The following is a 24,356-nucleotide window of genomic DNA, read 5'->3' as shown; positions in this document are numbered from 1 at the left end:
AGCGCGGGGTGGAAAAAAGTCCGGGATATGAGTTCCCGATAAACCTTACGAGAGCAAAAGGCCAATTGGAAAAATAAGAAAAAAGAACCGCAGTGGCTGCGTTTATCTTGCTTTGAGTCCGTAAATGACAAATTCAACGATATCGTCGAACAGGCCTTCATCTCCGTAGGGAGTCAGCAGACCGTGCCTGATGCCGCCGACAAGGTTGCAGAAAACGACAACCGAGGTTTTGTGAGGGTCGAGACTGCGGATGCTGCCGTCATGCACCCCGCGCTCCACGCATTCTTCCAGGATGTCGTAAAGTTCCGAGAAGTTGCGGATCATCACATCCTTGTCTTCGACGGTCTTCAGATCGCTGAAAGGTGAGCAGCGCACCAGAACCATGAAATCCTGGCGTGGATTGCGGGCAAAATCAAAATAGGTCTTGGCGAAGAGCCGGACTGCTTCAAGGCCATTGGGAACGCCTTGCAGGTTGGTCCGCATGGTCTGCACGAGTTCGTGCACGACATCGAGGCCGGCTGTGAGGAAGAGCTTTTCCTTGTTGCCGAAGTGGTGGGTCAGAAGCCCGAGAGCCACGCCGGCCCGTTCTGAGATTTTCTTGAACGTCGTTTCCGAATAACCGTGTTCGCTGAACAGTTCTTTGGCAGCCTTGAGCAGCAGTTCTTTTTTGGTCGGTCCCGTGGCCATGATGGTTTTTCTCGTGCGTCTGTTGGTGGATAGCGAAAAAGGGTGTTCCGAAATTTCAAAAAAATGTCCGCCCGGCGGACACAAGAATGCGGAAAAACAAGCTAACTCTTTAAATTGAATACCCAATCAATATGCAACGTCTTGTTTTTTGTCAACGCGGCACGGGATTTCGCATAAATTGACAAACAACGCTCTGATCTTGAATAAGAAACGTCCACTGTCGGCAAGGAGCAATGAATGAATGCCTTGAAATACTGGTCCGGATACGTGTTTTCAGCCTTGCGCGCCCGTCTTTACGGGCTGCGGCCGGGCAAGAGAGCCTTCGTCAGGAATGACCGGGTTCGCAACAGTCCTCTCTATGACGATGTCTGTGCCTGGCAAAAGGCGCAGATGGAGTCCATGACGTTTGAAAATGACCGTCCGACCAAAGAGGTCAAGGGTACGGTGGACCTGCCGCTCATGCGCCGCATCCATCGGCGTACCCTGCTTGAGATCCGGCACGAACTGGGAGATCTCTGGCGTCCTTCTTCGGTGACCATGAACGAGGGGCGGGGGATCAGCCTGGATCAGTCCATAGCCATCATGCACAGACTGCGTGACGCAGGGTTTCCCGACGACTCCCTGGGCGTGGTTTCGGTCGAGTTCGCGGGCAGAAGGCACTCCTTCGCCATTGTCCAGGATCGTGCGGATGATTTCTGGATGCTCGACAATGGAAAATTTTCCTACTGTCCGGTGCGCGGAAGCGTTTTTCTGTCCGTACGCAAGGATGTGCATGTGCTTATCGGGTTTAATTTCTTTGATGTCTGGAATTATTGATCCGGCATTGCAATGCGCCGGAAAGGAGAGATACAATGAAAATCATGCCTACAACGGCCGCGGAAGCCGTGCATTTTGATTCCGACGTCGCCAGAGGGGTGACGGGCAGGGTGGTTATCGGCCGCATCGACGGGGCAAACAATTTTTGCATGCGCCGCTTTGATCTTGCGCCGGGCGGACACACGCCGCGCCACGCTCATGCCTGGGAGCACGAGATTTTTTTTCACGCAGGCGAAGGAGAGGTCTTCCATGCCGGCGAATGGACCCGTGTCGCTGGGGGAGATGCGGTCTTTGTTCCCGGGGACGAGGAGCATCAGATCCGCAACGCCGGAGACCGCGCACTGACATTCATTTGCCTGGTACCCGCCGGAGCTCCTGAAATATAAGAGGTCCGCGATGTTGGTCCATGCCCGGAAATATGCCTACCTCTCCATAGGCGCTTCGCTTTTGACCATGGCCCTCAAATTCGGGGCGTTTTTCCTGACCGGGTCGGTGGGGCTTTTTTCCGACGCCGTGGAGTCCGTGGTCAACCTGACCGCCGGGCTCATCGCGCTCATGGCCATCATTCTCGCGTACCGTCCTGCGGACCAGAGCCATGCCTACGGTCACGGCAAGGTCGAGTATTTTTCCAGCGGGATGGAAGGCATCTTGATCTGCATCGCGGCTCTGGGTATCGCCTACGCCTCGGCGCAGCGCTTTTTGCATCCGCAGGAGCTGCATTTTCTGGGAACCGGCATTGTCGTGGCCACGCTGGCCGGTGCCGTCAACTTCGCAGTGTCCAGGATAATGCTCCGCGCCGCCCGCGAATATGACAGCATCGTGCTGGAGGCCGACGCGAAACATCTGCTGACCGACGTATGGACCTCGGCCGGGCTGGTGTCCGCGCTTGCGGTCATGCATTTCGCGCCGCCTTCCTGGCAGATACTTGATCCGATCCTGGGGCTCATCATGTCCGTCAACATCATCTGGACCGGCGTGGGGCTGGTCCGCCGCTCTGCCGCTGGGCTTATGGACGAGGGGTTGCCGACGGATGAAATTTTCCTGATCACGGATGTCATCAAACGCATCGGGGGGACGGAGGCAGGCTTTCACGCTCTGCGCACGCGCAAGTCCGGGTCCGTCAGGTTCGTGGATTTTCACCTGCTCGTGCCCGGATCCATGACTGTGCAGGAGTCGCATGATCTGTGCTGCGACATCGAAGAATCCATAAAGGCCGGCTTGCCGGGGAGCCAGACCACCATCCACGTGGAGCCTCGCGAGGATCATGCCTCGTTTGACGGCTGGAAAGTGGGGGGGCTCTGCGACAGGTCCGCCTGCCAAAAGGGCAGGCAGAGTTGAACGAAGCGCGTGGCGGGGCTTTGCATCCTCGCCGCGCATCCGCATAGGAGGTTTGCATGTGGAGGAAATGGGTGGCGCTGGTCTGCCTGGCGGTCTTTTTGGGGGCTGGTTGTTCGACCGTGGGTGAAGTGACCGGCAAAACGGTCAAGGGCGTGGAAAACGCGGCGGACGATTTCAAGGACGGATACCGCAGGGGCAAGAGCGAGTAGCGGCCTTGTGGCGTGCGTCGGGTTCAGGGCGAAGCAACGCGCGCGGGGCCCGGACGAGGGGCTTTTTAGTCCTTTTTGGCGAATGATTCAAGCATGTTGATTCGTTTTGCGGACATGCCGTAAATAATGTGATATTCGCCTCGGAGCGAGGCCGGTTTCGCCCTGGCATTCATTTGGCCGGGACACGGCAAAGAGTTTGCCAAATTGGGGAGAGCCGTATATTTTTATGCTCCTTTATTGGAGACCATTTTCTGGAGGGAAGAATGAGCAATCCGGTGGTCCTGGTGGATACGACCAAAGGAGAATTTCTGGTTGAACTGTTCGCGGACAAGGCGCCGCTGACTGTGGCCAATTTTTTGAGTTATGTGGATGATGATTTCTATGTAGGCACCCTGTTTCACAGGGTCGTGAAAGGATTCATGATCCAGGGTGGCGGACTCGACAACATGATGCGCGAAAAGCCCACCCGGCCGCCTGTCGCCAACGAGGCCGCCAATGGCCTCGAAAATCTCGAAGGCACCGTGGCCATGGCTCGCACCGCCGATCCGCACAGCGCCTGCGCCCAGTTTTTTGTCAACACGGTCGACAACCCGGACCTTGATCACAAGGGCGAGGATGAGTTCGGCTATTGCGTTTTCGGTCAGGTCATTGACGGGATGGATGTGGTCAAGAAAATTGAAAAAGTCCGGGTCAAACCCCAGGGCGATCACGAACACGCACCCGCCGATCAGGTGTCCATTAACTCCATTACCCGTTTTGAATGACGGTTTACGGTGAAGTAAGGTAGTCAATCATGAGTGAAGATTTTGCCGAGCTGTTCGCATCCTATGAATCCCAGCGCAAGACAGCCCTCAAGGCTGGGGACAAGATTTCCGGTACAGTGATTTCCATTGGTCAGAAGGCGGCTTTCGTGGATTGCGGAGCGTCCGTGGATGGCATCGTGGACCGCGAGGAATTGCTGAACGACGACGGAGAGTTGAGTGTCGCCGAAGGCGATACGCTGGAACTTTACGTGGTGGGCGTGACTGACGACAGCGTGCGTTTGTCCAAGGCTCTGACGGGCATCGGCGGCCTCAATATGCTCGAAGACGCCTATAACAGCGGCGTGCCGGTGGAAGGGAAAGTGAGGGAGCAGATCAAGGGTGGCTTTCATGTGGAAATATTGAAGCATCGCGCCTTCTGTCCGGTTTCCCAGATCGATGCGCGCTACGTCGCGACCCCCGAGGATTATGTTGGTCAGACCCTGCAGTTCCGGATCACCAAGGTTTCCGAGAACGGTCGCAACATCGTCGTATCCCGCCGGGCCCTGCTCGAAGAGGAGCAGAAGCAGGCCAGCGCCAGCTTTTTCGAGACTGTGAGCGACGGTGACATCGTCGAAGGCACGGTCACCCGCCTGGCCGCTTTTGGAGCCTTCGTGGAGCTGGTGCCGGGCGTGGAAGGGCTGGTGCATATTTCCGAAATCGCCTGGGCCAGAATTCAGAGCCCGGAAGAGATCCTTAGCGTGGGCGACAAGGTGCGGGTCAAGTATCTTGGCACAAGCGCGGGCAAGAAGCCCGGCGAGACCCGCCTGTCCCTGTCCATCAAGCAGGCGCAGGACGACCCCTGGAAGACCATTGGCGAGCGCTTCAAGGATGGCGACAAGGTTACGGGCAAAGTGGTCAAGCTCATGGATTTTGGTGCCTTCGTGGAGATCGCTCCCGGCATCGAGGGTCTGGTGCACGTTAGCGAGATGAGCTACGCGAAGCGCATCAACAAGCCCGGTGACGTGGTCCAGGTCGGCGACATGGTCGCGGCCGTGGTCAAGCAGATCGATGTGGAGAAGCAGCGCATTTCACTCAGCATGCGGGATGCCGAAGGCGATCCGTGGATGAATGTGGCCGAAAAGTATCCCGTGGGCCAGACCGTGCAGGGCACTGTGGAGAAACGTCAGCAGTTCGGTCTTTTCATCTCCCTGGAGCCGGGCGTGACCGGACTCCTGCCCCAGTCCGTCATGTCCAGGGCCGATGGTGAGGTCAAATTCGACAAACTGAACACGGGCGATACCGTCGTGGTCAGCATCGAGAGCGTGAACCTCCGCGAGCGCAAGATCAGCCTCGGAACCGGCAAGAAAGAGGAAGTGTCGGACTGGAAGGGGTACAAGCCCCAGTCTTCCGGGCCTGACATGGGCTCTTTGGGCAGCGCCCTGGCCGAGGCCTTGAAGAAGAAAAGCTAGACTTTTTTGCGAGAGCAGATTCGTTCACCTTAAATACAATGGAGGCTCCTATGGCCATGGAACGATGGGAATGCCCGTGCGGCTATGTGTATGATCCGGCGGAAGGCGATGCGGAAAACAACATTCCTGCCGGAACCGCTTTCGAGGATTTGCCCGAAGATTGGGTCTGCCCCAAGTGCGGCGCGGAAAAAGAGTTTTTCGACAAGATGGATTGATGCCGGATTGTCCTCGGTTTCGTGGGGAGCAGGAAGTGATTCCGCTCCCTTTTTTCGTTTCCGGGCGGTTGTCCGGGTTGCAATGGGAGGCTGCGATGGATGAGGTGCTCAAGCACAAGACTGCAAGTTGCTGGGACCGCTACGGGGCAAGCGATGATAGGGCCGACATGGATTTGTTGGCCAATGAATTCCTGGACTTTCTGACCCGGTGCAAGACCGAGCGCGAAACCGTCGCCTGGGTGGCCGAACAGGCCGAGGTCTGCGGGTTCTCCGCCGACCTTGGGCAGGATTTGGTCATCCTGCCCTTCCGTTCCAAGGCCGCGCTGCTGGCCCGGCGAGGGAGCAAGCCTTTGTCCGAGGGCCTGCGTCTGATCACGGCCCATGTCGACACCCCGCATTTGGATCTGAAGCAGCATCCGCTGCATGAGGAATGTCAGGTCGCGCTGATGAAGACCCACTATTACGGCGGCCTCAAGAAGTACCAGTGGCTGGCCCGGCCCCTGGCTTTGCACGGCACCATCGTGGCCATGGACGGCCGGGTCATCCCGGTCTGCATCGGCGAGGACGAGACCGATCCCGTCTTCACGGTGCTCGATTTGCTGCCGCATCTGGCCCGCAAGCAACGCGAGGAGACCGTGGAGAAGGCTTTCGTGGCCGAAAAACTCAACATCGCCATCGGCCACGAACCGGCCGCCACCGACGAGGACGCCAAAGTCCGCCAGCGGGTGCTGGAGCTTCTTTTCGAGCGTTACGCCATCCGCGAGGAGGATCTCTACAGCGCCGAGCTGCAGATCGTACCCGCAGGCAAGGCCCGTTTCGTGGGCCTGGACCGCGCCCTGCTCGGTGGGTACGGACAGGACGACCGCCTGTGCGTATTCGCGGCGTTCAAGGCATTCATGGCCGCGCCGGCTGGGGGGCATACCCAGATTCTGCTCCTGTGGGACAAGGAGGAGATCGGGTCCGACGGGGCGACGGGCGCCAAGTCCCGTTTCATGGAATACGCCCTGGCCGACATCCTCGATGCCTGGGAGCCGGACACAAAGCTGCGTCACGTCCTCGGGCGAACCAAGGCCGTGTCCGCCGACGTGCACTGCCCCATGGACCCTGATTATCAGGACGTGCACGACAAATACAACGCATCCCTGCTGGGCTTTGGCCCCGTTTTTTCCAAGTTCACCGGCCACGGCGGCAAGTACGGAGCCAGCGAGGCCGACTGCGAATACGTGGCCTGGTTCCGCGCGCTTTTGGCAGCCGAAAACATCCCCTGGCAGATGGCCGAGATGGGCAAGGTGGACGAGGGCGGCGGAGGCACTGTGGCCAAGGAGCTGGCAATCTACGGCATGGAAATCATCGATTTTGGCCCCGGAGTCCTGTCCATGCACAGCCCTTTCGAGATCAGCTCCAAGGCCGACCTTTTGGCCACGGTGCAAGCCTACAACGCATTCTATCGCAGCTAGGGAGAAAGACGCATGCCTGTCATCATGGGTACGGCCGGACATATCGATCACGGCAAGACGAGCCTCATTAAGGCCTTGACCGGCATCAACTGCGACCGGTTGGCCGAGGAGCAGAAGCGCGGCATCACCATCGAGCTGGGTTTCGCCTACCTGGACCTGACCCCGCAGATTCGCCTCGGCATCATCGACGTGCCCGGGCACGAGCGCTTCGTGAAGAACATGGTCTCCGGAGCGGCTGGCATTGACTTCGTGCTGCTGGTGGTTGCCGCCGACGAGGGCATCATGCCTCAGACCCGCGAGCATCTGGAGATCTGTTCGCTCTTGGGTATCAGGGCCGGGCTGGTGACTCTGACCAAGACCGACATGGTCGAGGAGGAGTGGCTTGAGTTGGTGCATGAGGAAGTGCAGGCTTATCTGGCCGGATCGTTTCTGGAGGGCGCGCCCATTGTCCCGGTTTCGGCCCACACGGGCGCGGGACTGGAAGAGCTGAAAGGCCACATCGCCGAACTGTCCTCGACTTTTGCCCCTGACCGGCGTTCGGACCTGTTTCGTCTGCCCGTTGACCGCGTCTTCACCATGAAAGGGCATGGCACGGTCGTCACGGGCACGTCCATTTCCGGAGCCCTGCGCCTGGGTGAGGAGATCGAGATTGTCCCGTCCGGACACCGCTCTAAGGTACGCGGCCTGCAAGTGCATGGCACGGCCGCCGAAACGGCCCACGCCGGCGAGCGTACCGCCGTCAACCTGTATGGCCTGGAGGTGGCGGAGCTTGAGCGCGGCGAGGTGCTGGCCCATCCCCAGACCCTTTTTCCCTCCCCGGTCTGGGACGTGGAAATGATGTGTCTGTCATCCTCGCCCAACCCCCTGAAACACCGCACGGAAGTTCATTTTCACCACGGCTCGCGCGAGATTTTGGCCAAGCTCTTTTTTCTCGACCGCGACAAGCTCGAACCGGGCGAGACAGCGGTCTGCCAGGTCCGCTTTCCGCGACCCCTGCCGGGCGTATTCGGGGACCGCTGCATCGTGCGCTCCTTTTCGCCCCTGCAGACCGTGGCCGGCGGCCGGATCATCAACCCGCTGGGCCGCAAGGTTCGCCGCCACTCCAAGGACATGGAGACCTTAAGCACCCTGGGGTCCATATCCGGCGAGGAGCTTCTGCTGGCACAGCTGCGCCTGGCCGGGCGCGGCGGCCTGACCGTGGCCGAACTGCGCATCATGACGGACATGGAGTCCAAGCTTCTCGACAAGACCCTGCAGATCCTGGGCGGGAAGCAATTGGCCTTCCAGTTCGACCGCGAGGACAGGCGCTTTGTCGGCGCGGACGTGCTCGACGGCCTGGCCGGAGACTGTTTGGCCTACCTTGGCGACTATCATCGCCGCGAACCCATGCGTCAGGGATTGTCGCGGGCTGAGCTGATTTCGGGATTCGGACGGGGCATGCACCCCAAGCTGGTGCACTTCCTGGTTGAGCGGCTGGTCAAATCCGGCCAGGTGGTGCTCGAAGCCGACATCCTGCGACTGCCGGGACATGTGGTTTCCCTGGCCTCGGATCAGTCGGGATTGCGTACGCTGATGGAGACGGCCTATGTGCAAGCGAGATTCATGCCGCCCACCACCAAGGCGTTTCTGGAGGAAAACGGGCTGACAGCCAAGGATGTGGCGCAGATGTACCGGCTGCTGATGGAAGAGGGCGTGCTCATCAAGATCAGCGAGGAGTTTTATTACGCCAAAACGGCCATGGACGAGATTGTCGCCCGCGTGCGGGGCTTCTTCGGGTCCAATCAGGAGATGGGCCCCCAGGACTTTCGCGATCTGACGGACCTGACGCGCAAGTTTGCCATCCCGGTGCTCGAATATCTGGACAAGGAAAAGATCACTATGCGTATTGGAGATAAGAGGCAGATTCGGAAGCGTTAAACGTCTGTTTGAAGGGCGTTTTTGGTGAGGCACGAATTTTTGCGGCAGCGGAAATTCGTGCCTTTTGTTTTGGACTGTAGTGATTCGGAATTGTTGGTAAATTGATTTGACGATGTCATTTTATGTTTTTCTTATGCGATGAACAAAAAATATGCTCCGTTCTTGCCTTGGGTGTCGAAATTGTGCAACTAGAACAGTGTAAATCGATGTTTCTTACGTAATTTTCACCGCATAAGGAGGGTAAAATGTCTGGGAAATTTGAAATGTACAAGGATAAGGCCGGGGAATTTCGTTTTCGTCTTAAGGCCGGGAATGGGCAGATTATACTCGCAAGTGAAGGCTACAAAGACAAAAGCGGATGTAAAAACGGGATTGAATCGGTTAAAAAGAATGCAGTTGATGAAGGGCGGTTCAAAAAGATCGACACAAAGTCCGGGAAATATGCATTCAGCCTTCTTGCCGCAAATCATCAGGTCATCGGCGCCAGTCAGCAGTATGAGTCAGTGGCTTCAAGGGATAACGGGATTCAATCCGTCATGACCAATGCTTCCGAAGCAGCGGTCGTGGAGGTTGAAGCATAGGCGGTACTTGATCTTGCGTGAATGAGGGGTGAGGAAAGGTGAATGGGATGCAGGGGGGGCGCCCCCTGCCCGCCGGAGGCATGTTTTTGGCGGGAAACGCGTTCCGTCGCGGACCGGACAAGGTCTGCCGGAACTCCCTCGCGGGCCTCGTAATGCTTTCCGGCCTTGTGTTTTGGACAGGGGGACAGAGCGTTGTCCGCTACGCGGCCGGGAAGCAAACGATGCCCGGCTCGGTCAGACAGCCGACAGCCCTTGCCCGGCCCGCGACGGAGCGCTTGAGGCGGAGCGTAAGGGGTGAGAAAAGAACGGTGAACGGGGTGCTGGGGGCGCGTCCCCTCGTATGCTGGAGGCATGTTTTTGGCGGGAAACGCGTTCCGTCGCGGACCGGACAAGGTCTGCCGGAACTCCCTCGCGGGCCTCGTAATGCTTCCCAGCCTTGAGTTTTGGACAGCGTGCGGAGCGTTGTCCGGCACGCGGCCGGAAAGCAAACGATGCCTGGGCTCGGTCAAACAGCCGCCAGCCCTCGCCCGGCCCACGACGGAACGCTTGAGGCGCAGCGGAAGTGGGGAGAAAGAGGTGAATGGGGTGCAGGGATCGGGTCCCCAGTCCGCTTCTGAGGTATCCGCGTTTTGGTCGATTTTTTCCTCCAGTTCGCTTCTTTCGAAAATTTAGCTTTTCTGCTTGTATTTTTTTAGTATAACTATACGAATTTATGTTATAATTAAATTTGTATGGTGTGGCATGCCTTCATTTCCGCTTTTGTTTGCCTTTCATTTTTCTGAATACGTACTCATTTCAATATCTTGTGCGTGGCCATCATTTCAGGACTGTGCTGCTGATTTTTGCTTGCTGTTGCATGGAAAAAACCATGTTCGGTGCGAGTTTGGCTGTTTTATTTCCGAAGCTATTATATATAACATTACAAGTAGTTAATAGCGTTTTTTTTAGAGTGGCGATTAATTTTTCGTGACTTGGTTTCGCTTTAAACAACGCTCCATGCGTAATTGCGTATAAAATTATGTATCAAAATGATGATAAATATACTGTTGGTTAGGCATTGTAGCTGCGGCATATAACCAAGTAGTTTGAGTACATATTGATGGTGATTCTTTGATATTAGTGATAATTTATTTTTCAAAATGAATTAATAATTTATCGCAGGGGGATTTATGCAGTATAAATACAGTATTGACGAATACTCTGAATTTAATATTAATTTGCAAGTACCGAATGATCAAATTGATGAAGAGTTGAATGAATGCAAAATTTTAATTGTCGATGATTATGAAATTAACATACTTGTATTGATTGAGGCGCTAAGTTCTTATTCAAAAATTTCAGTATCGCAAGATAGCAAGATAGCGTTTGATTCTTTATCTTACGCTTTGCCTGATATAATACTGCTTGATATTTCCATGCCATATATGAATGGCCTTGATGTTTGTAAATATATAAAAAAAAATAAAGATACTAATGATATTCCTGTGATTTTTATAACTTCAGAACGTGATCCATTAACTTTGAATAAAGCTTTTGAGCTTGGTGCTGTTGATTATATAAAAAAACCATTTGATATAATTGAAGTTAATGCAAGGATAAAAACTCATTTAAAGCTCAAAATCGCAGAAAGAAAATTGAAAGAATATAATACGAGCCTTGAATTTAAGGTGGCAGAACGGACCAAAAAGCTTGAAGAAAAAAATATCGAACTGAATGAAGTCAAGCGGGAAACAATTTTCAGATTATGCCTTGCTGCAGAATTGCGTGATACAGACACAGGGAATCACATTAAACGAATCCAGGCATATACAGAATTGATCGCATTGAAGTGTGGAATGTCTCAGGAAGACGCTGCGCAATTGGGTTTGGCGAGTTCAATGCATGATCTTGGAAAGATTGGTATTTCAGATCATATTTTGCTTAAGCCCGGCAAGCTTACACCTGAAGAGTTTGAAATCATGAAGCAACACACCGTGATTGGCGCAAGAGCTTTGGCAGATGGTAAGTCTGATTTGCTACGGGTAGCGCATATTGTTGCCTTGTCTCATCACGAGCGTTGGGATGGAAAAGGATACCCTCAAGGTTTGCGCGGTGCGAATATTCCCATTGAAGCACGGATTGTCGGACTCGTTGACGTTTTTGATGCATTGCTTTCTCGAAGGTCCTATAAGGATTCTTTTTCAGTAGACGATGCGGTATCAATCATTGTAAGTGAGAAAGATAAGCATTTTGATTCTAAACTTGTAGATGTATTTGTTGCGTCTTTGAATGAAATATTAATTATCAAAGATTTATTTTGTTATGAATAAAATTTAAAGATTTTTTATGAAATAAATTTTAGTTTCATATATTATGATTGGTAACAGATAATGGTCTTGGAATCTGTTTTCGCTGCAACTGCATCTTAAGAAAATTCTGACGTTCAAGCACAACTGCAATGCATGGGAGAAAAGAAATGAGTTCGCAAAACGATCAGTCCGGTTTTCAGGCAGAAGATACGAACGCCACTGCCGCGGACAGCTCGCATGCTTCTTCTCCCAGGAAGATTTTCAAAACAGGCCGGTCCGGATCGAAAAGCATCCGAGGCGAAGGAGGCGGATTCGTGAACGACTTGCGCGAACTCGATTCCTCCCGTCAGTTTGCGGCCAATGTTCTCCTGATTGCGGTGGCCCTTGTTTTTATAGTCGCCGTTTCGTGGGCAGCCTATGCACCGCTTGATGAAGTGGTGCGGGGTATAGGCAAGGTCATCCCGTCATCCGAAATAAAGCGCATTCAAAATTTCGAGGGGGGGATAGTCAAAGAGATTTTGGTGCGGGAAGGGGATCTGGTCGGCACAGGGCAACTGCTCATTTTGCTTGATCAGATTCAGATGGAGTCCAGGTATCGGGAGCAGCAGTCGGGCTTCCTTGATTCGACCCTCGCCATCGCCCGGTTGGAAGCGGAACTGAACGCCAGGGAAGACATAGATTTTCCGCCAGATATTTTGAGCCAAAAGCCGCACCTTGTCGAAAACCAGCGCCAGCTTTTGCGGTCTCGAAACGACAGTCGCCGTGCCGCGTTGAGCGTACTTGAGCGTGAGCGGGAGCAGCGCTCGCAGGAGTTCAAAGAGTTCAAGAACAGGATGGACTTTCAGCTCAGAACGCATGCGCTTCTGTTGAAAGAAGTGGACATGATCCGCAGCATGACGGCCAAGGGCGCGGCTTCGGACATGGACCTCTTGCGAGCGCAACGGGAACTTTCCGATCTTTCCGGCGAGATTGCCGAGTCGCGTCTGGCAATTCCGAAGGCGGCAGCGGCTGTCGAGGGCGCAAACCATCGCATCGAAGAAGAGAAAGGCAAGCAGCGTTCCGCCATATTGGACGAGTTGAGTAAGATCCGCACGGAAATGGAGGGCGTGAAAGAGACCTTGCCAGCGTTGGAAGACAAAATGGACCGCACGAGTGTCCGGTCTCCGGTAGATGGCACGGTGAAGCGGGTTTTTGTGACCACAATCGGAGAAGCCGTTGGGGCGGGCAAGGAAATGCTTGAAATCGTACCGCAGGAAGACACTCTTTTGATAGAGGCCAAGGTCCTGCCGCAGGATATCGCCTTTCTGTACCCCGGTCAGGCTGCTGAGGTGAAAATCACGGCCTATGACTTTTCTATCTATGGAAGCATGCCAGGCGTCGTGGAGCACATAAGCGCCGATGCCATAACAGACGAGCAGGAAAATCTGAGCTACTATCTTATCAAGGTGCGTACGGACAAAGCGTCCCTGAAAAGCCGGGATGGAAAAGATCTTCCGATCATAGCCGGCATGGTGGCGGAAGTGGATGTGCTCACTGGCAAGAAGACCGTGCTGCAGTATCTTCTCAAGCCTATCCTCAAATCCAAGTCAGGTACGCTGAACGAGCAATGAGTAGACGCAATTTTTACGGAGAAGGGTATGAAAAAAAAGATTCTTTTGGTTGAAGACGATCTTTTATTGCGCAAAGGGCTGAAGACAATGATCGAGATGCGGGGTGGGTTCAGCATTGATGCAGATACCGGCAGCGGCAAGGAGGCGGTAAGGCTTTTTGGCATGTTGCATCCGGATATTGTCCTGCTTGACCTGATGCTTCCTGACATTTCCGGCACGGAGGTTTTGCGGCAGTTGAAACAGGTGGCGCCGAATGTCCCTGTTATTCTGCTGACCATCTGCGAGGATAACGAACTGCTGTTTCAGGCCCTTGCCCTCGGCGCCAACGCCTACGTGCTCAAGGGTTCCGGCCCGGAAGAATTGTTTTTAGGGATTCATTATTCCATGAAAAACGAGATGTTTATAAGTCCAAAGTTGGCCAAGATAATTGTTGAGGATTATCTTTTGGTCAACCACCATCGAAATTCTCTTCCCCCTTTGCATAACCTTACGTCACGGGAAAAAGAAATTGTTAAACTCATTATCGATGGGAATAAAAGCAGAGAGATCGCTGAAATTCTTTTTATAAGCATTAAGACGGTGAACAAGCACAGGTCAAATATTCTCGTAAAACTCGGAATCCACAACCTGTCAGAGCTTCGTCAAGGAAAGCCCTATGTCTTGGAGACAATAAGCGGTATAAATTGAAAAGATAAAATACGAATTAATGGAATTGACATATTATGCTGCTACGTAAATTTTATCAGCATATTCGTTTTTTTTTTCAGCCATACGAAAGGTGACTGCAAAAAGCCGGCACATGTCTAAAAAAGCCATGCCCGTGAACGCGCGTCCAGCGGAGGAACGCGGGCATGTAGCTGTCAGGTGGAATTCAGTATTTCCGCATAGTTCACATGCATCCATTTCTTGAAAAGAATGAAGGCTTTTTGCAGTGAGATTATTGAGCCGCATACGTCTTTAATGCGAGGAGTCCTTTGCGGATTCCGTCCACGTCGATCCCGGAATAGGCCAGGCGTATAAAGCGTCGTTCCTCCCCATGGAGTGGGCGTCCGAAATGCAGCCGGGTACAGAGCGAGACACCTGTTTTGACCAGGATGTCCTCGGCGAAGCTCGCATAATCGTCCGTAAAGCCCTTGCGAGACATCAGTTCCGTGACCTCGGGGAAGAGGTAGAAGGTGGCCTCGGGGCTGGGGCAGTCAACGCCAGACATGGAGTTGAGAAGTTCCACCGCAGCATCGCGCCGCTCCTTGAGTGTGGACAGGATGGCCAATGGTCCGGACTGGTCGCCGGTCAGGCCTTCGAGGGCGCCGTGCTGCACGAAATGGTTGGAGCAGGACTCGTCGTTGACGTTGAGCTTGGCGACGACATCGATGATCTCACGTGGGCCGATGGCTGCGCCCAGACGCCAGCCCGTCATGGCGAATTTCTTGGAGAAGGTGTAGAGGATCACGCTGCGCTCGGCCATGCCCGGGATGGAGGCCAGGGAGACGCTTTTCCCGCCGTAGCGGATGTCGAAATAGGCTTCATCCAGAAGAACGGCCAGGTCGTGGCGCATGGCCAGTTCGGCCAGGCGGTTCCGTTCCGCGTCCGAGCACTGCGCCCCGAGCGGGTTCTGCAGGTCATTGATGATGATCGCTCGCGTGCGCGGGGTGATCAGGCTCTGAAGATGATCCAGATCGATATGAAATCCGCTCGTATCCCGCAGGTAGCGGTAGGGCACGGCGACTCCGCCGTGGTATTCGATCTGGGATTCGTAAATGGGGTAGCCGGGATTGGGGTAGAGCACTTCCTCGCCGGGATTCATGCAGGCCATTATGAACTTGCCGATGACCGGTTTGCCGCCGGGTTGAATCGCCACGTTTTCCATGGCGTAGGAGGTCCCTCTGGCCGCGTTCACGTCCAAGGCCAGGGCGTCGCGCAGCTCGGGGATGCCGGGACTCGGACAGTAGCCGGTCTTGCCGGCGCGCATGGCGCGGCAGGCCGCCTCCATGACGTTGGCCGGGGTAGGGATGTTCATGTCGCCCAGATGAAAAGGGAAAACCTCATGCCCGGCGGCCTTGTGCGCGGCCGCGCGGGCGGCAACCGCAAAGGCCGTCTCGGTTCCCAGTCTGCTTATCCTGTCTGCGATATGCATGTGTCAGCTCACGTTAGTTTGAACGTTGATTGGAGAAGACCTAGCCTCTGCCTCTGGACCGCCCCCTGGCTGGCTGGGCGGGCCGGGAATCGGGCCGGGCGGCCTTGCCGCGCGTGTTTCCTCCGCGCTTATCGGCCCCGGCGCGGGAATCTTCCGACCGTTCGTTCCTTCTGCCGCGTCCCTTGGACTCCGGACCGGAATTCTTCTCGGACCCTGTCCTGGTATCTGTTCTTTCGTTTCGTCTGCCGCGTCCCTTGGCGTCCGGACCGGAGTCTTTCCCTGACCGCGCGTCTGGCTTTCCGGTGCTTCTGCCGCGTGGCTTGGAATCCGGCCTGGTGTCTTTGTCTTCTGCTTTTCGGGCGTCCGATTTTTCGTTCTTGTTGCCGCGCGTCGTTGATTCCGGACCCGCGTCTTTGGGTTTCTTGCCTCGGCCTTGAACGGTCAGCTTGGCTGGAGATTTTTTGGCCACCAGTTCCTTGATCGCCCTGGGGGCGTTTCGCTCGCTTTTGGGATTACCGGGGCGGTAGAGCACGAAATCCGGGACGTCGCTGTCTTCAGTGAATCCCTTGACCGCTTCCACCGGGATCTGGTGGCGCAGCAGGTCTTCGATGGCCAGGAGCAGGTTGCGCTCCTCGGGGCTGACCAGGGACACGGCGATGCCGCTGACGCCGGCCCGGCCTGTGCGTCCGATGCGATGCACGTAATCCTCGGGGGAGTTGGGGATATCATAATTGACCACGAGGGGCAGGTTGCTGATGTCCAGTCCGCGCGCGGCCACATCCGTGGCCACGAGGATATGGATCTTGCCGTCCTTGAATTCTTCCAGGGTCCGCTTTCTGAGGGACTGGCTCTTGCTGCCGTGCAGGGCCGCGACACTGATCCCGTGGGCGGCCAGCTTGTCGGTCAGCCTGTTGGCCCAGGTCCGGGTGCGGGCAAAGACCAGGATGCGATCCTGTTTTTGCTTCTCGATGAGATGCAGCAGCAGGGGAAGCTTGTTGTCTTTATTCACGTGGTGCACTTTCTGCTGCACCGCTTCAGCGGCGGCGGTGTCGGGAGTGATCTCGATGTATTCGGGCTTGTCCAGCATCTTTGCGGCCAGGGCCTTGATCTGCGGCGTGTAGGTGGCGGAAAAGAGCATGGTCCTGCGCACTGTGGGCAGGAGGTCGAGAATTGCGTTGATCTCTCCGCTGAACCCCAGGTCAAGCATCCTGTCGGCCTCGTCGAAAACCAGAAATTCAATGGATGCGAGGCTCAGATGTTCCTGGCTCGCAAGATCAAGCAGACGTCCCGGCGTGGCCACCAGAATGTCAATGCCGCGTTCCAGGCGCGCAATCTGAGGTTCGATGCGCACCCCGCCAAAGGCTACGGTGCAGCGCAGGGAGACCTTGCGGGCATAGGCTTTGATGCTCTCGCCGACCTGCAGGGCCAGTTCCCGCGTGGGGGTGAGGATCAAGGCACGGGGGTGATGGCCGTTGCCTCGCGTTAAACCGAGAATTTGGACGATAGGCAGGCCGAAGGCATCTGTCTTGCCTGTCCCGGTCTGGGCGCGGGCCAGAATGTCCCTTCCGGCAAGGATGACGGGTATGGCCTGGGCCTGAATGGCGGTGGGGGCTTCATATCCTTTGTTCTTGATAGCTTTCAGTAGTTCGACCCGCAGGCCAAGTTGATCAAATGACATAATATTCCTTCAAAATTCTGTTGATAAAAAAGCGTGTGGGCGAATCGGGATTTCCGGGGATTGGATCAAGTCAGAAAAAAGGGGCAAGACCCTGACGACGATTTCCGCAAATCATTATCTAGTCAGTTCCGGTGAGTGTGTCCACTCCGCGAAGATGCGGGAGATGACAGCTCGCTGCGTGATATGAAATTTAGTATTTCAATCTTATGAAGACATTGCCGCGCGGTTGCCAACGTGCTACCAGATATCAAATTTCCTTTATGGCAGCTCCGATTCCCCTTGCGCGCAGATAGGGCCTGAAATCTGGAGCCATTGTATGAACAGGATCTTTTACACCAAGGAGCGGATCATGGGCGACAAAGGCGGAAAGAAGGATAAGGAAAAGTTGCAAAAACAGAAAGCCAGCAAAGAAGCCGGGAAGAAAAAGGAAAAACAGGACAAGCAGGTGAAGAAAGATTGACCTTAAGCTCGCTTTAACGACTGTCTCCGGTTTTGGCCTGTGCCGGGGGATAAACTGTCTGCGGCACACTCGGCTACGCGGACAAAGGGGAGAAAACTCCCCTTTGTCATTTCAGAGCTTCAGTCAAAGCATTCAAATCGATTGCGTCCCATGTTCTTGGCTTTGAACAGTGCCTGATCTGCTCGAACCATCAAGTCGGACAAGGCAGCATCTTTCGGCGGTCATCGAAAGAATCCACCTCAAATGTCTTTTGCCCTGTGCTGTTTTTTTAGAATATTCGATTGGAAAAAAAGAGGGGGCAGTTTTACTACAATACCATGAAATTGTTATGATTATTGATTTCTTGGCTAAAGAGACAAAATGTGTTCCATCGAGAAAAACATTTTTTGAGGGGATCATGGCGCAGGAACAATTCTCCAGCTTGGCTTCTTTTGTTAGCAATAATGGCAAGATATGTATTTTATGCCGGGAAATGGGGATTCGGAAAACAATCACCACTATGGTTAACGAGCTTGGCTTATCTGCTTACGTTATTCTCGTTACGGATGACTTCAGGGAATCAAAAGCGCACAAGAATTTTATTAATTCTTTGGAAGAATACAAAGAATTGCTGCTTATATTGGACTTCAACAATGAAAATAGTGCCGTCTATTTTCATTTACTGGATGATATTTATGTAAAGTATCAGGATAAACTAAAAGCCATCGCAATTGTTGATAAGGCATACCATGGTTTGATTAGTCTGCTTTACGCCCGCGGAACCCGGGCTGTTCTGATAAAGCCGTTTATGCCCAATGATCTCAAGTCCCGGATCATGTCCCTTTTTGCGGAAGCTTCCATCTTGGATCGTCTTATCGAGTTTGGAAAGGGCTGCCTTGAGAAGCAAGAGCACGGGAAGGCGCTTGCGATCTGTCAGAAAATAGCTGCGGAATACGAGCAAACGCACCCGGCTCTTCTTTTTTGCGGGGATGTGCATCTGGCGCTTGGGGAATACAGAAAGGCCGGCCGGTGCTACATACGCGGGTTACAGGACGAGCAACTCAGCTTTCAGGCGTATGCGAGCCTCGCGAAACTGTGCTCGGTGACCAAAAGGAAACGTGGCGAGATTTTTTGGCTCAAAAAGTTCGCGCAGATCAACACGCTCGATTACACGAATTTCGAAAAGATCGGCGATTTATGCTTGTCACTCAATAAAGAGGATGAGGCGAAAGAGTTTTTCGGAAAGTCAATCTACGCAGCTCGCAAGATCACATCTGAAGATCGCGTGTCCAGTTTGATTGTTGACATCGCAAATGTCTGTGTTGACCATAAATCGGTCGAGATGTCGAAAGAGTATGTGACAATTGCGCTACGAAACGGACACGTCGATAAGACGTTGCTGAGCGAGATCGCCTATTTTCGGATGAATAAACTCAGTGATCCGGATGGAGCCTGCAGTATTTATTCTCTTTTGGCGGTCAGAGAAGAGAAGAGAAGCACGAAAATGGACGTCGATTTCTGGTCCACGGCACTGTATAATGCCGCAATTTGTCACCATATCGCGCATGGAAAATTGAAAATGATCAAACAAAAAAACAGCCCCAAGAGAGCCAGTGATTATATATTCGAGATATTGAGCGTAAATCCGGATTTCGGAAAAGACGACCCGAGCATCAACGAGAACATCATCTCAATCGCCAGCAATCCCCTGCAGCAAAACAATGCGTTGAGCGCTTTGCTGTTCAAACTGGGCAGACTATAAGAAATTGGACGATCTGACACTTCGTCTGCCTCCGGTCAGAACCATCAAGGAACTGGATCGGTAGCAGACGTAAAGCCCAAGCGAGGGAGCATTTGAAAGCTCGCTCCCCCGCTGTCGAAGTTCCCGTTATCCATCACCATCGTCTTGAGTGACCGTAGCGGCCATTGCGACTTGGACCGTAGTGTCCGTGGCGGTATGGCCTGTACGGACGGTGCCAGCCCCTGTGCCCGCCCCAATGATCTCTTGGCCCCATCCATGCGCCGCCGATCCAGAAAAGGCCCGGCCTGGGCAGCACATAAATCGTCTCTGGAATTTGAGCTGTCCGGGTTGGTCTGGCCACGAACTGCTCCGAGGGCGTGTGGGTCTGCGTGTTGATCATGAAATCTATGATGTTCTCGCTGACACCATCGTTTTTCAGGCCGATGATCTCGGCTGTGGCTAAATGATAGATCGTCCGAGAATTGCGGATCTGGCTGATGATAAGCTCATCGCTGACCCCCGCACGTGCCAGTTCTTTCACATCTGCGACGCGCAGCGGCTCATTCTGCTGAATCCGCTCATACGTCTGCGGGGCCTGGGCCTGGATCTGCGCTTCCTGCTGCGCATCCATGCCGTGCCCTATGATGCCTCCGGCGATGGCGCCGATTGCCCCGCCAACCAACGCTCCTTCTCCGGAATGCGAGGCCATGGCGCCGATGGCCGCACCCGTGGCCGCGCCGCTCAAAGCGCCGGAACCGGTGTAGTCGGGGCGTCCGCCCGGATACATGCATCCGGTGGCCAAAACTCCGAGAAATCCGATCAGCACGACTTTTTGAACAATTCTCATATGACCGCTCATGCTCCTTGATTGTGCATTTTTAATTATGCGCGAGAGCACGTTTCTAGCATAAAGCGTGCGAGAGGGTATTCTTGTACCACTGATTAACCCTAGCACGGGAAAAGCGTCGTCCAGAGAGGGCTCGTAACGTTTTGTGGTGAATAGACGATACCGCCCGATCAAAAAAAAGCGATGTCTGCGTGAAAAATTTGCACACGCATCGCCGCCGACCCCGAGAAGTGCGCAGTGGCAGATTCGGCAGTCTGCTGGAAAGGATAACATCCCGACGCTGCAGGAGTTGGAGCATATAAGCGAAGAGTCATGACGATTGAGCCAAACCAGCCCGCAGCCGAACTAATCGGAATCACCTCAGTCGCCCTGTAGCGGGTCTTGTGATTCCTCCAATGTCTAAGTCCATCCCTCTTTGAAACAGCGGACCTTGCGCGGTTGATGCTGTCATTGTGTACAGCATCAACCGTTCGCGGCCCTACATGCCGTTTTTCGACTCCACCAGCCTTTGCGCCAGCTCCGCCCTTTTCCCCTCCGGCGATCCAACCGTGCATCTTTCTTTCATTTGCATCCCGCGCCGTTTGCGCAGGTCCTTGTCCGGTTCGGTGAAGACCAGGGCTTCCGCCGAGCATTCGGCCACGCAGCTTGGCTCGCCTCCGCACAAATCGCATTTGATGGCCACATTTTTCGCGCCCATCCGAATCTGTCCCCAGGGGCAGGCGTCCACGCAGCCGCCGCAGCCTGTGCATTTGTCCGTGTGAACCAGCACTGTGCCGGACTCGTCGTGGCGGATCGCTCCTTCCGGGCAGGCGGCCAGGCAGTCGGGGTTGGCGCACTGGAAGCAGACGCTGGGCACCGAGCGGCCCAGGAGCGGGAAGTTGTCCATCCCGAGGCGGGCCAGGGACGGAGCGAAGACGCCGTCGTGGGCGGCCGAGCAGGCAGCCTGACAGCGGCCGCAACCCGTGCATTTTTCCGGTAGAGCCACCAATATTCTAGGCATGCCGCACCTCCGCGTTCGTCAATGGCTCAAGACCTAGGGCGGCCAGGGTTGCGGGCCTGGGCACGGCGTCCGCATTCCAGCCCCGCGCCGCATAATAGAGTGATTTCATGGCTTCAAGCTCATCCATGTCCAGCGTGCGGCCTTCGTGCGGTCCGCCGCGCAAGGCCTGGGTAAGGATCTTTTTGGGCAGGCTGTCATCGGCGGCCGTGAACCCTTCGCGGTTGTTCAGCAGGCGCAGCAGGTTCCAGATGCGCTCGCCGGCACGGTCCAGCTCCCCGGCCGTGACGGTTTCGCCCAGACCCGCCGTGAGCTGCCGGGCCAGGTATTCGGTGGTGATCGTGCCCCAGAAATCGCAGATGCACATGGCCCACTTGATAGCGTTCAGGTTCTGGGCCGCGACCACGTCCTTGGCCAGTTGCGCGCCGTCAAAGGGATTCTCGGCGAAGATGGTGAAGGCCCGCAGATGGCAGGCCCCGCGTTCGCTGGTGGCGTACGCCAGACCCATGCCGTGGTTGCCGCGTGGTTCGTAGGCGGGAAACTCCATGCCCTTGGACTCGACGGCCAGGTCTTCGGCCGCGTATTTTGCGGCCAGCCGTTTCACGCCCAGGGCCAGGTCGCGGCCCCGGTCCGTGGACAGGCGGGCCATCTCCTCCACCACGGCCAGATACTCCGGCACGCCGCCGAAGCGCAGTCCGAAGTCGCGCAGTCCCTGTTCGGCCATGTCCATGGCCAGGCCGATGGTCGCGCCGCTTGAGATGGTGTCCAGGCCCAGGTCGTCACAGAGGCGGTTGAAACGGGCGATGCTGGCCAAATCGTTCACGCCGCAGTTGGAGCCGCCCAGGCACAGGGTCTCGTATTCCGGGCCTTCAATCTCCACCCCGTCTATGCGGGTGAACTTGCCGCAGGCCATGGGGCAGGACCAGCAGGCCCGCTCTCCGGCGCGTGCCGCCTTCATGGCGTCGCTGTCCAGGCCGGATTTCTCCGCGTTCACGCCAAGGCTGAAGTTGCGGGTCGGGTGGATGCCCATCTCGTTGGTCAGGTCGACCAGCACCGGGGTGCCGTCGGTCTTGGCCCACAGGTTGTCGCCGGTCAAAAGGGATTCGGTCTTGGCCTGGGTCATGATGGACAAAAAGCCCTTCATGTCGGCTACGCGCACCGCGCCCGTGCCCTTACATGCCACTGCCTTCAGGTTCTTGGAGCCAAACAGTGCGCCCGTGCCGCCCCGTCCCAGCTGTCGGTAGGCCTCGGTCCCGATGCAGGAGAAGGAAACGAGGTTTTCCCCCGCCGGACCGATGGACAGGGTCTTGGCCCCGCCGGTCAGCTGTTGCAGTTTTTCCTCGGTCTCGAAGATCCCAAGGCCCCAGAGTTTCGAGGCATCGCGCAGCTCGGCCCGGCCATTCCGGATGAAGAGGTACACCGGTTTTTCGGACCTGCCGGTGATGACCATCCCGTCGAAGCCGGCAAATTTCAGCTCAGGCCCGAAGGCTCCGCCCGCGTTGGACTCGAAGACCGTGCCCGTGTGTGGGCTCTTGGACATGAAGCAGAAGCGGGCGCTCAAGGGCACGAGGGTGCCGCAGAGCGGGCCGGTCATGATGATCACCGGATTGTCCGGAGACAGGGCATCGGTGCCGGGCGCGGAGTATTCCTGAAAATACCGCGCCGCCAGACCCCATCCGCCCCAGTACTCGCGTAGCCAATCCTGGCGCAGGGGCATGGCTAGAGCTGTTCCCGCGGTCAGATCCACATGCAGAACGGAGCCGGTGTACAGATTCATGTCTCCTCCTTACACGGCGATGCTTTTGAAGGTGTCTTCCAGTCGGTTCAAGACTTCATCGATCTGCTCATAGGAAATGGTCAGGGCCGGTTCGAAACGGATGACCTTCGCGTTGGTCAGCGTCCCGGCGGTCAGCACCCGGCGGGCGAAGAGTCCTGCCGCGACCTTGTAGCCGATCTCGTCGTCCACGAAGTTCATGCCGATCAGCAGGCCCTTGCCCGTGATGCTCTCCAATATGCCGGGGTAGAGTCCCTTGAGTTCGCTGAGCTTGCCCATGACGTACGCGCCCTTGTCCCGAGCCTGGCCGGGGGTGTCCTCATCGAGCATGACCTCGATGTGGGCGAGGGCCGCCGCGCAGGCCAGCGGGTTCCCCCCCGTGGTCGTGGTGTGCATGAAGGGGTTGGGAGTCAGGCATTCCCAGATCCTGGCCTTGGCGAAGAAGGCGCTCATGGCCACCACGCCGCCGCCGAGAGCCTTGCCGAAGCACATGATGTCCGGGGTCACGTCCCAGTGGTCCACGCCGAAGATCGTGCCCGTGCGGCCGAAGCCCGTCTGGACCTCGTCGGCGATGAGCAGCACGCCGTAGTGGTCGCAGATCTCGCGCAGGCGCGGCCAGTAGTCGTCCGGCGGCACCACGGCCCCGGCTTCGCCCTGGATGGGCTCGGCCACCACGGCGGCCACCCCCTGGCCCACGGCCCGGGCGATGGACAGGGCGCGCTCGACCTGCTCGGCGTCGCCGAATTCCACGTGGATCACGCTCTCCAGGAGCGGCATGGCCGGTTCGCGGTACACGGCCTTGCCCAGGAGCGAGAGCGCGCCCAGGGACTTGCCGTGAAAGCCCTTCAAGGTGGAGATGAAACCGGCTTTGCCCGTGTACATCTTGGCCAGCTTCATGGCCCCGTCCACGGCCTCGGTGCCGCTGTTGGCAAAAAATCCGTTCTGGATATCTCCGGGGGTCAAAAGCGCGATGACCCTTGCCAGCTGGGCGCGCAGGGGGTCGAGCATTTCCTGGCTGTATTGCGGGGAGCGGTCGAGCTGGGCCTTGACGGCGGCCACGATCTTGGGGTGGCGGATGCCGGGGCTGTAGAGGCCGAAACCGCCGAGAATGTCGATGAATTCCCGGCCCAGCACGTCGCGCATGACCGAACCCTGGCCCTGCCATTCGGTGTAGGCGAAATCCTCGGCCTGGGTCACGGATTTTCGGTAGCTCAGAAAGCCCTTGTTGATGTTGTCCCGGAAGTTCTCGACGGTCTTCCTGGCGATGTCCTGCCTTTGCTCCAGGGTCAGCTGGTCGTCGGGGGTGTGGATGGCTTCGAGCATGAAACGGGCTTCAGCCCGGGCCTTTGAGATGTCGCGATGCATGATGTTCTCCAAAAAATTTTGCGTACGGGCCGCACTCGCCCGATCCGGGCG

21 protein-coding genes are annotated in these 24,356 nt (G+C 55.8%); 14 read left to right on the top strand and 7 right to left on the bottom strand.

Translation table 11 applies throughout. The annotated features are described in order from the left end of the window. Nucleotides 1–102 precede the first annotated feature (102 nt). Nucleotides 103–687, bottom strand: a complete 585-nt coding sequence (locus DBAC_RS10160; RefSeq protein WP_015774205.1) for a TetR/AcrR family transcriptional regulator — start codon at nt 685–687, stop codon at nt 103–105. A 237-nt stretch (nt 688–924) separates the two neighbouring features. Here DBAC_RS10160 and DBAC_RS10155 point away from each other — a divergent pair, with 237 nt between their 5' ends. From DBAC_RS10155 to DBAC_RS10095, 13 genes are all read left to right on the top strand, one after another. Next, on the top strand, nt 925–1,503 hold the full coding sequence (locus DBAC_RS10155; protein WP_015774204.1) for a hypothetical protein: 579 nt from the start codon (nt 925–927) through the stop codon (nt 1,501–1,503). A gap of 35 nt (nt 1,504–1,538) precedes the next feature. Further along, nucleotides 1,539–1,889, top strand: coding sequence for a cupin domain-containing protein (locus DBAC_RS10150; protein WP_015774203.1), 351 nt, complete (start codon nt 1,539–1,541; stop codon nt 1,887–1,889). Between the two features lie 10 nt (nt 1,890–1,899). After that, complete coding sequence (locus tag DBAC_RS10145) at nt 1,900–2,841, top strand: cation diffusion facilitator family transporter (RefSeq protein ID WP_015774202.1); 942 nt, start codon at nt 1,900–1,902, stop codon at nt 2,839–2,841. Between the two features lie 56 nt (nt 2,842–2,897). Continuing rightward, a complete protein-coding gene (locus tag DBAC_RS19225; protein WP_015774201.1) occupies nt 2,898–3,050 on the top strand; it encodes a hypothetical protein in 153 nt (50 codons plus the stop codon). A gap of 263 nt (nt 3,051–3,313) precedes the next feature. After that, complete coding sequence (locus DBAC_RS10140) at nt 3,314–3,814, top strand: peptidylprolyl isomerase (RefSeq protein WP_015774200.1); 501 nt, start codon at nt 3,314–3,316, stop codon at nt 3,812–3,814. A 29-nt stretch (nt 3,815–3,843) separates the two neighbouring features. After that, the gene (locus DBAC_RS10135) at nt 3,844–5,262 is read left to right on the top strand and encodes a 30S ribosomal protein S1 (protein WP_015774199.1); all 1,419 of its coding nucleotides are present in this window, start codon (nt 3,844–3,846) and stop codon (nt 5,260–5,262) included. Nucleotides 5,263–5,318: 56 nt separating this feature from the next. Continuing rightward, nucleotides 5,319–5,477: a rubredoxin gene (locus DBAC_RS10130; protein ID WP_043812375.1), complete on the top strand. Its 159-nt coding sequence runs from the start codon at nt 5,319–5,321 to the stop codon at nt 5,475–5,477. A 95-nt stretch (nt 5,478–5,572) separates the two neighbouring features. Next, a complete protein-coding gene (locus DBAC_RS10125; protein WP_015774197.1) occupies nt 5,573–6,934 on the top strand; it encodes an aminopeptidase in 1,362 nt (453 codons plus the stop codon). 12 nt (nt 6,935–6,946) lie between these two features. Beyond that, the gene (gene selB / locus DBAC_RS10120) at nt 6,947–8,851 is read left to right on the top strand and encodes a selenocysteine-specific translation elongation factor (protein ID WP_015774196.1); all 1,905 of its coding nucleotides are present in this window, start codon (nt 6,947–6,949) and stop codon (nt 8,849–8,851) included. Between the two features lie 245 nt (nt 8,852–9,096). Then, nucleotides 9,097–9,432: a YegP family protein gene (locus DBAC_RS10115; protein ID WP_015774195.1), complete on the top strand. Its 336-nt coding sequence runs from the start codon at nt 9,097–9,099 to the stop codon at nt 9,430–9,432. A gap of 1,169 nt (nt 9,433–10,601) precedes the next feature. After that, nucleotides 10,602–11,741: an HD domain-containing phosphohydrolase gene (locus tag DBAC_RS10105; protein ID WP_015774194.1), complete on the top strand. Its 1,140-nt coding sequence runs from the start codon at nt 10,602–10,604 to the stop codon at nt 11,739–11,741. Between the two features lie 146 nt (nt 11,742–11,887). Continuing rightward, entirely contained in the window at nt 11,888–13,330 is a 1,443-nt protein-coding gene (locus tag DBAC_RS10100; RefSeq protein WP_015774193.1) for an HlyD family type I secretion periplasmic adaptor subunit, read from the top strand. A 27-nt stretch (nt 13,331–13,357) separates the two neighbouring features. After that, on the top strand, nt 13,358–14,017 hold the full coding sequence (locus tag DBAC_RS10095) for a response regulator (RefSeq protein ID WP_015774192.1): 660 nt from the start codon (nt 13,358–13,360) through the stop codon (nt 14,015–14,017). A 250-nt stretch (nt 14,018–14,267) separates the two neighbouring features. On the opposite strand, the gene DBAC_RS10090 is transcribed toward DBAC_RS10095, so the two are convergent. Further along, entirely contained in the window at nt 14,268–15,464 is a 1,197-nt protein-coding gene (locus DBAC_RS10090; RefSeq protein WP_015774191.1) for a pyridoxal phosphate-dependent aminotransferase, read from the bottom strand. Nucleotides 15,465–15,504: 40 nt separating this feature from the next. Then, nucleotides 15,505–17,142 (bottom strand): DEAD/DEAH box helicase, encoded by a 1,638-nt coding sequence (locus DBAC_RS10085; RefSeq protein WP_015774190.1) that lies wholly within the window; start codon nt 17,140–17,142, stop codon nt 15,505–15,507. A gap of 788 nt (nt 17,143–17,930) precedes the next feature. Between DBAC_RS10085 and DBAC_RS10080 the strand changes: the two genes are divergently transcribed. Next, a complete protein-coding gene (locus DBAC_RS10080) occupies nt 17,931–19,343 on the top strand; it encodes a tetratricopeptide repeat protein (protein WP_043810812.1) in 1,413 nt (470 codons plus the stop codon). Between the two features lie 133 nt (nt 19,344–19,476). Here the strand turns inward: DBAC_RS10080 and DBAC_RS17925 are convergent, their stop codons facing one another. The 4 genes from DBAC_RS17925 to DBAC_RS10060 all read right to left on the bottom strand — a co-directional run bounded on the left by DBAC_RS17925 (nt 19,477) and on the right by DBAC_RS10060 (nt 24,305). Then, nucleotides 19,477–20,169: a YMGG-like glycine zipper-containing protein gene (locus DBAC_RS17925; RefSeq protein ID WP_015774187.1), complete on the bottom strand. Its 693-nt coding sequence runs from the start codon at nt 20,167–20,169 to the stop codon at nt 19,477–19,479. 478 nt (nt 20,170–20,647) lie between these two features. Further along, a complete protein-coding gene (locus DBAC_RS10070; RefSeq protein ID WP_015774186.1) occupies nt 20,648–21,169 on the bottom strand; it encodes a 4Fe-4S dicluster domain-containing protein in 522 nt (173 codons plus the stop codon). Continuing rightward, nucleotides 21,162–22,943: an aldehyde ferredoxin oxidoreductase family protein gene (locus DBAC_RS10065; RefSeq protein ID WP_015774185.1), complete on the bottom strand. Its 1,782-nt coding sequence runs from the start codon at nt 22,941–22,943 to the stop codon at nt 21,162–21,164. Before DBAC_RS10065 ends, DBAC_RS10070 begins: the two co-directional genes overlap by 8 nt. Nucleotides 22,944–22,952: 9 nt before the next feature. Further along, a complete protein-coding gene (locus DBAC_RS10060; RefSeq protein ID WP_015774184.1) occupies nt 22,953–24,305 on the bottom strand; it encodes a putrescine aminotransferase in 1,353 nt (450 codons plus the stop codon). Between the last annotated feature and the right edge of the window lie 51 nt (nt 24,306–24,356).

The sequence above is a fragment of the Desulfomicrobium baculatum DSM 4028 genome (genome assembly GCF_000023225.1).
Taxonomy (GTDB): domain Bacteria; phylum Desulfobacterota; class Desulfovibrionia; order Desulfovibrionales; family Desulfomicrobiaceae; genus Desulfomicrobium; species Desulfomicrobium baculatum.
The sequence above is the reverse complement of the archived record's forward strand: the minus strand, read 5'-3'. Positions and strand labels throughout refer to the sequence as shown.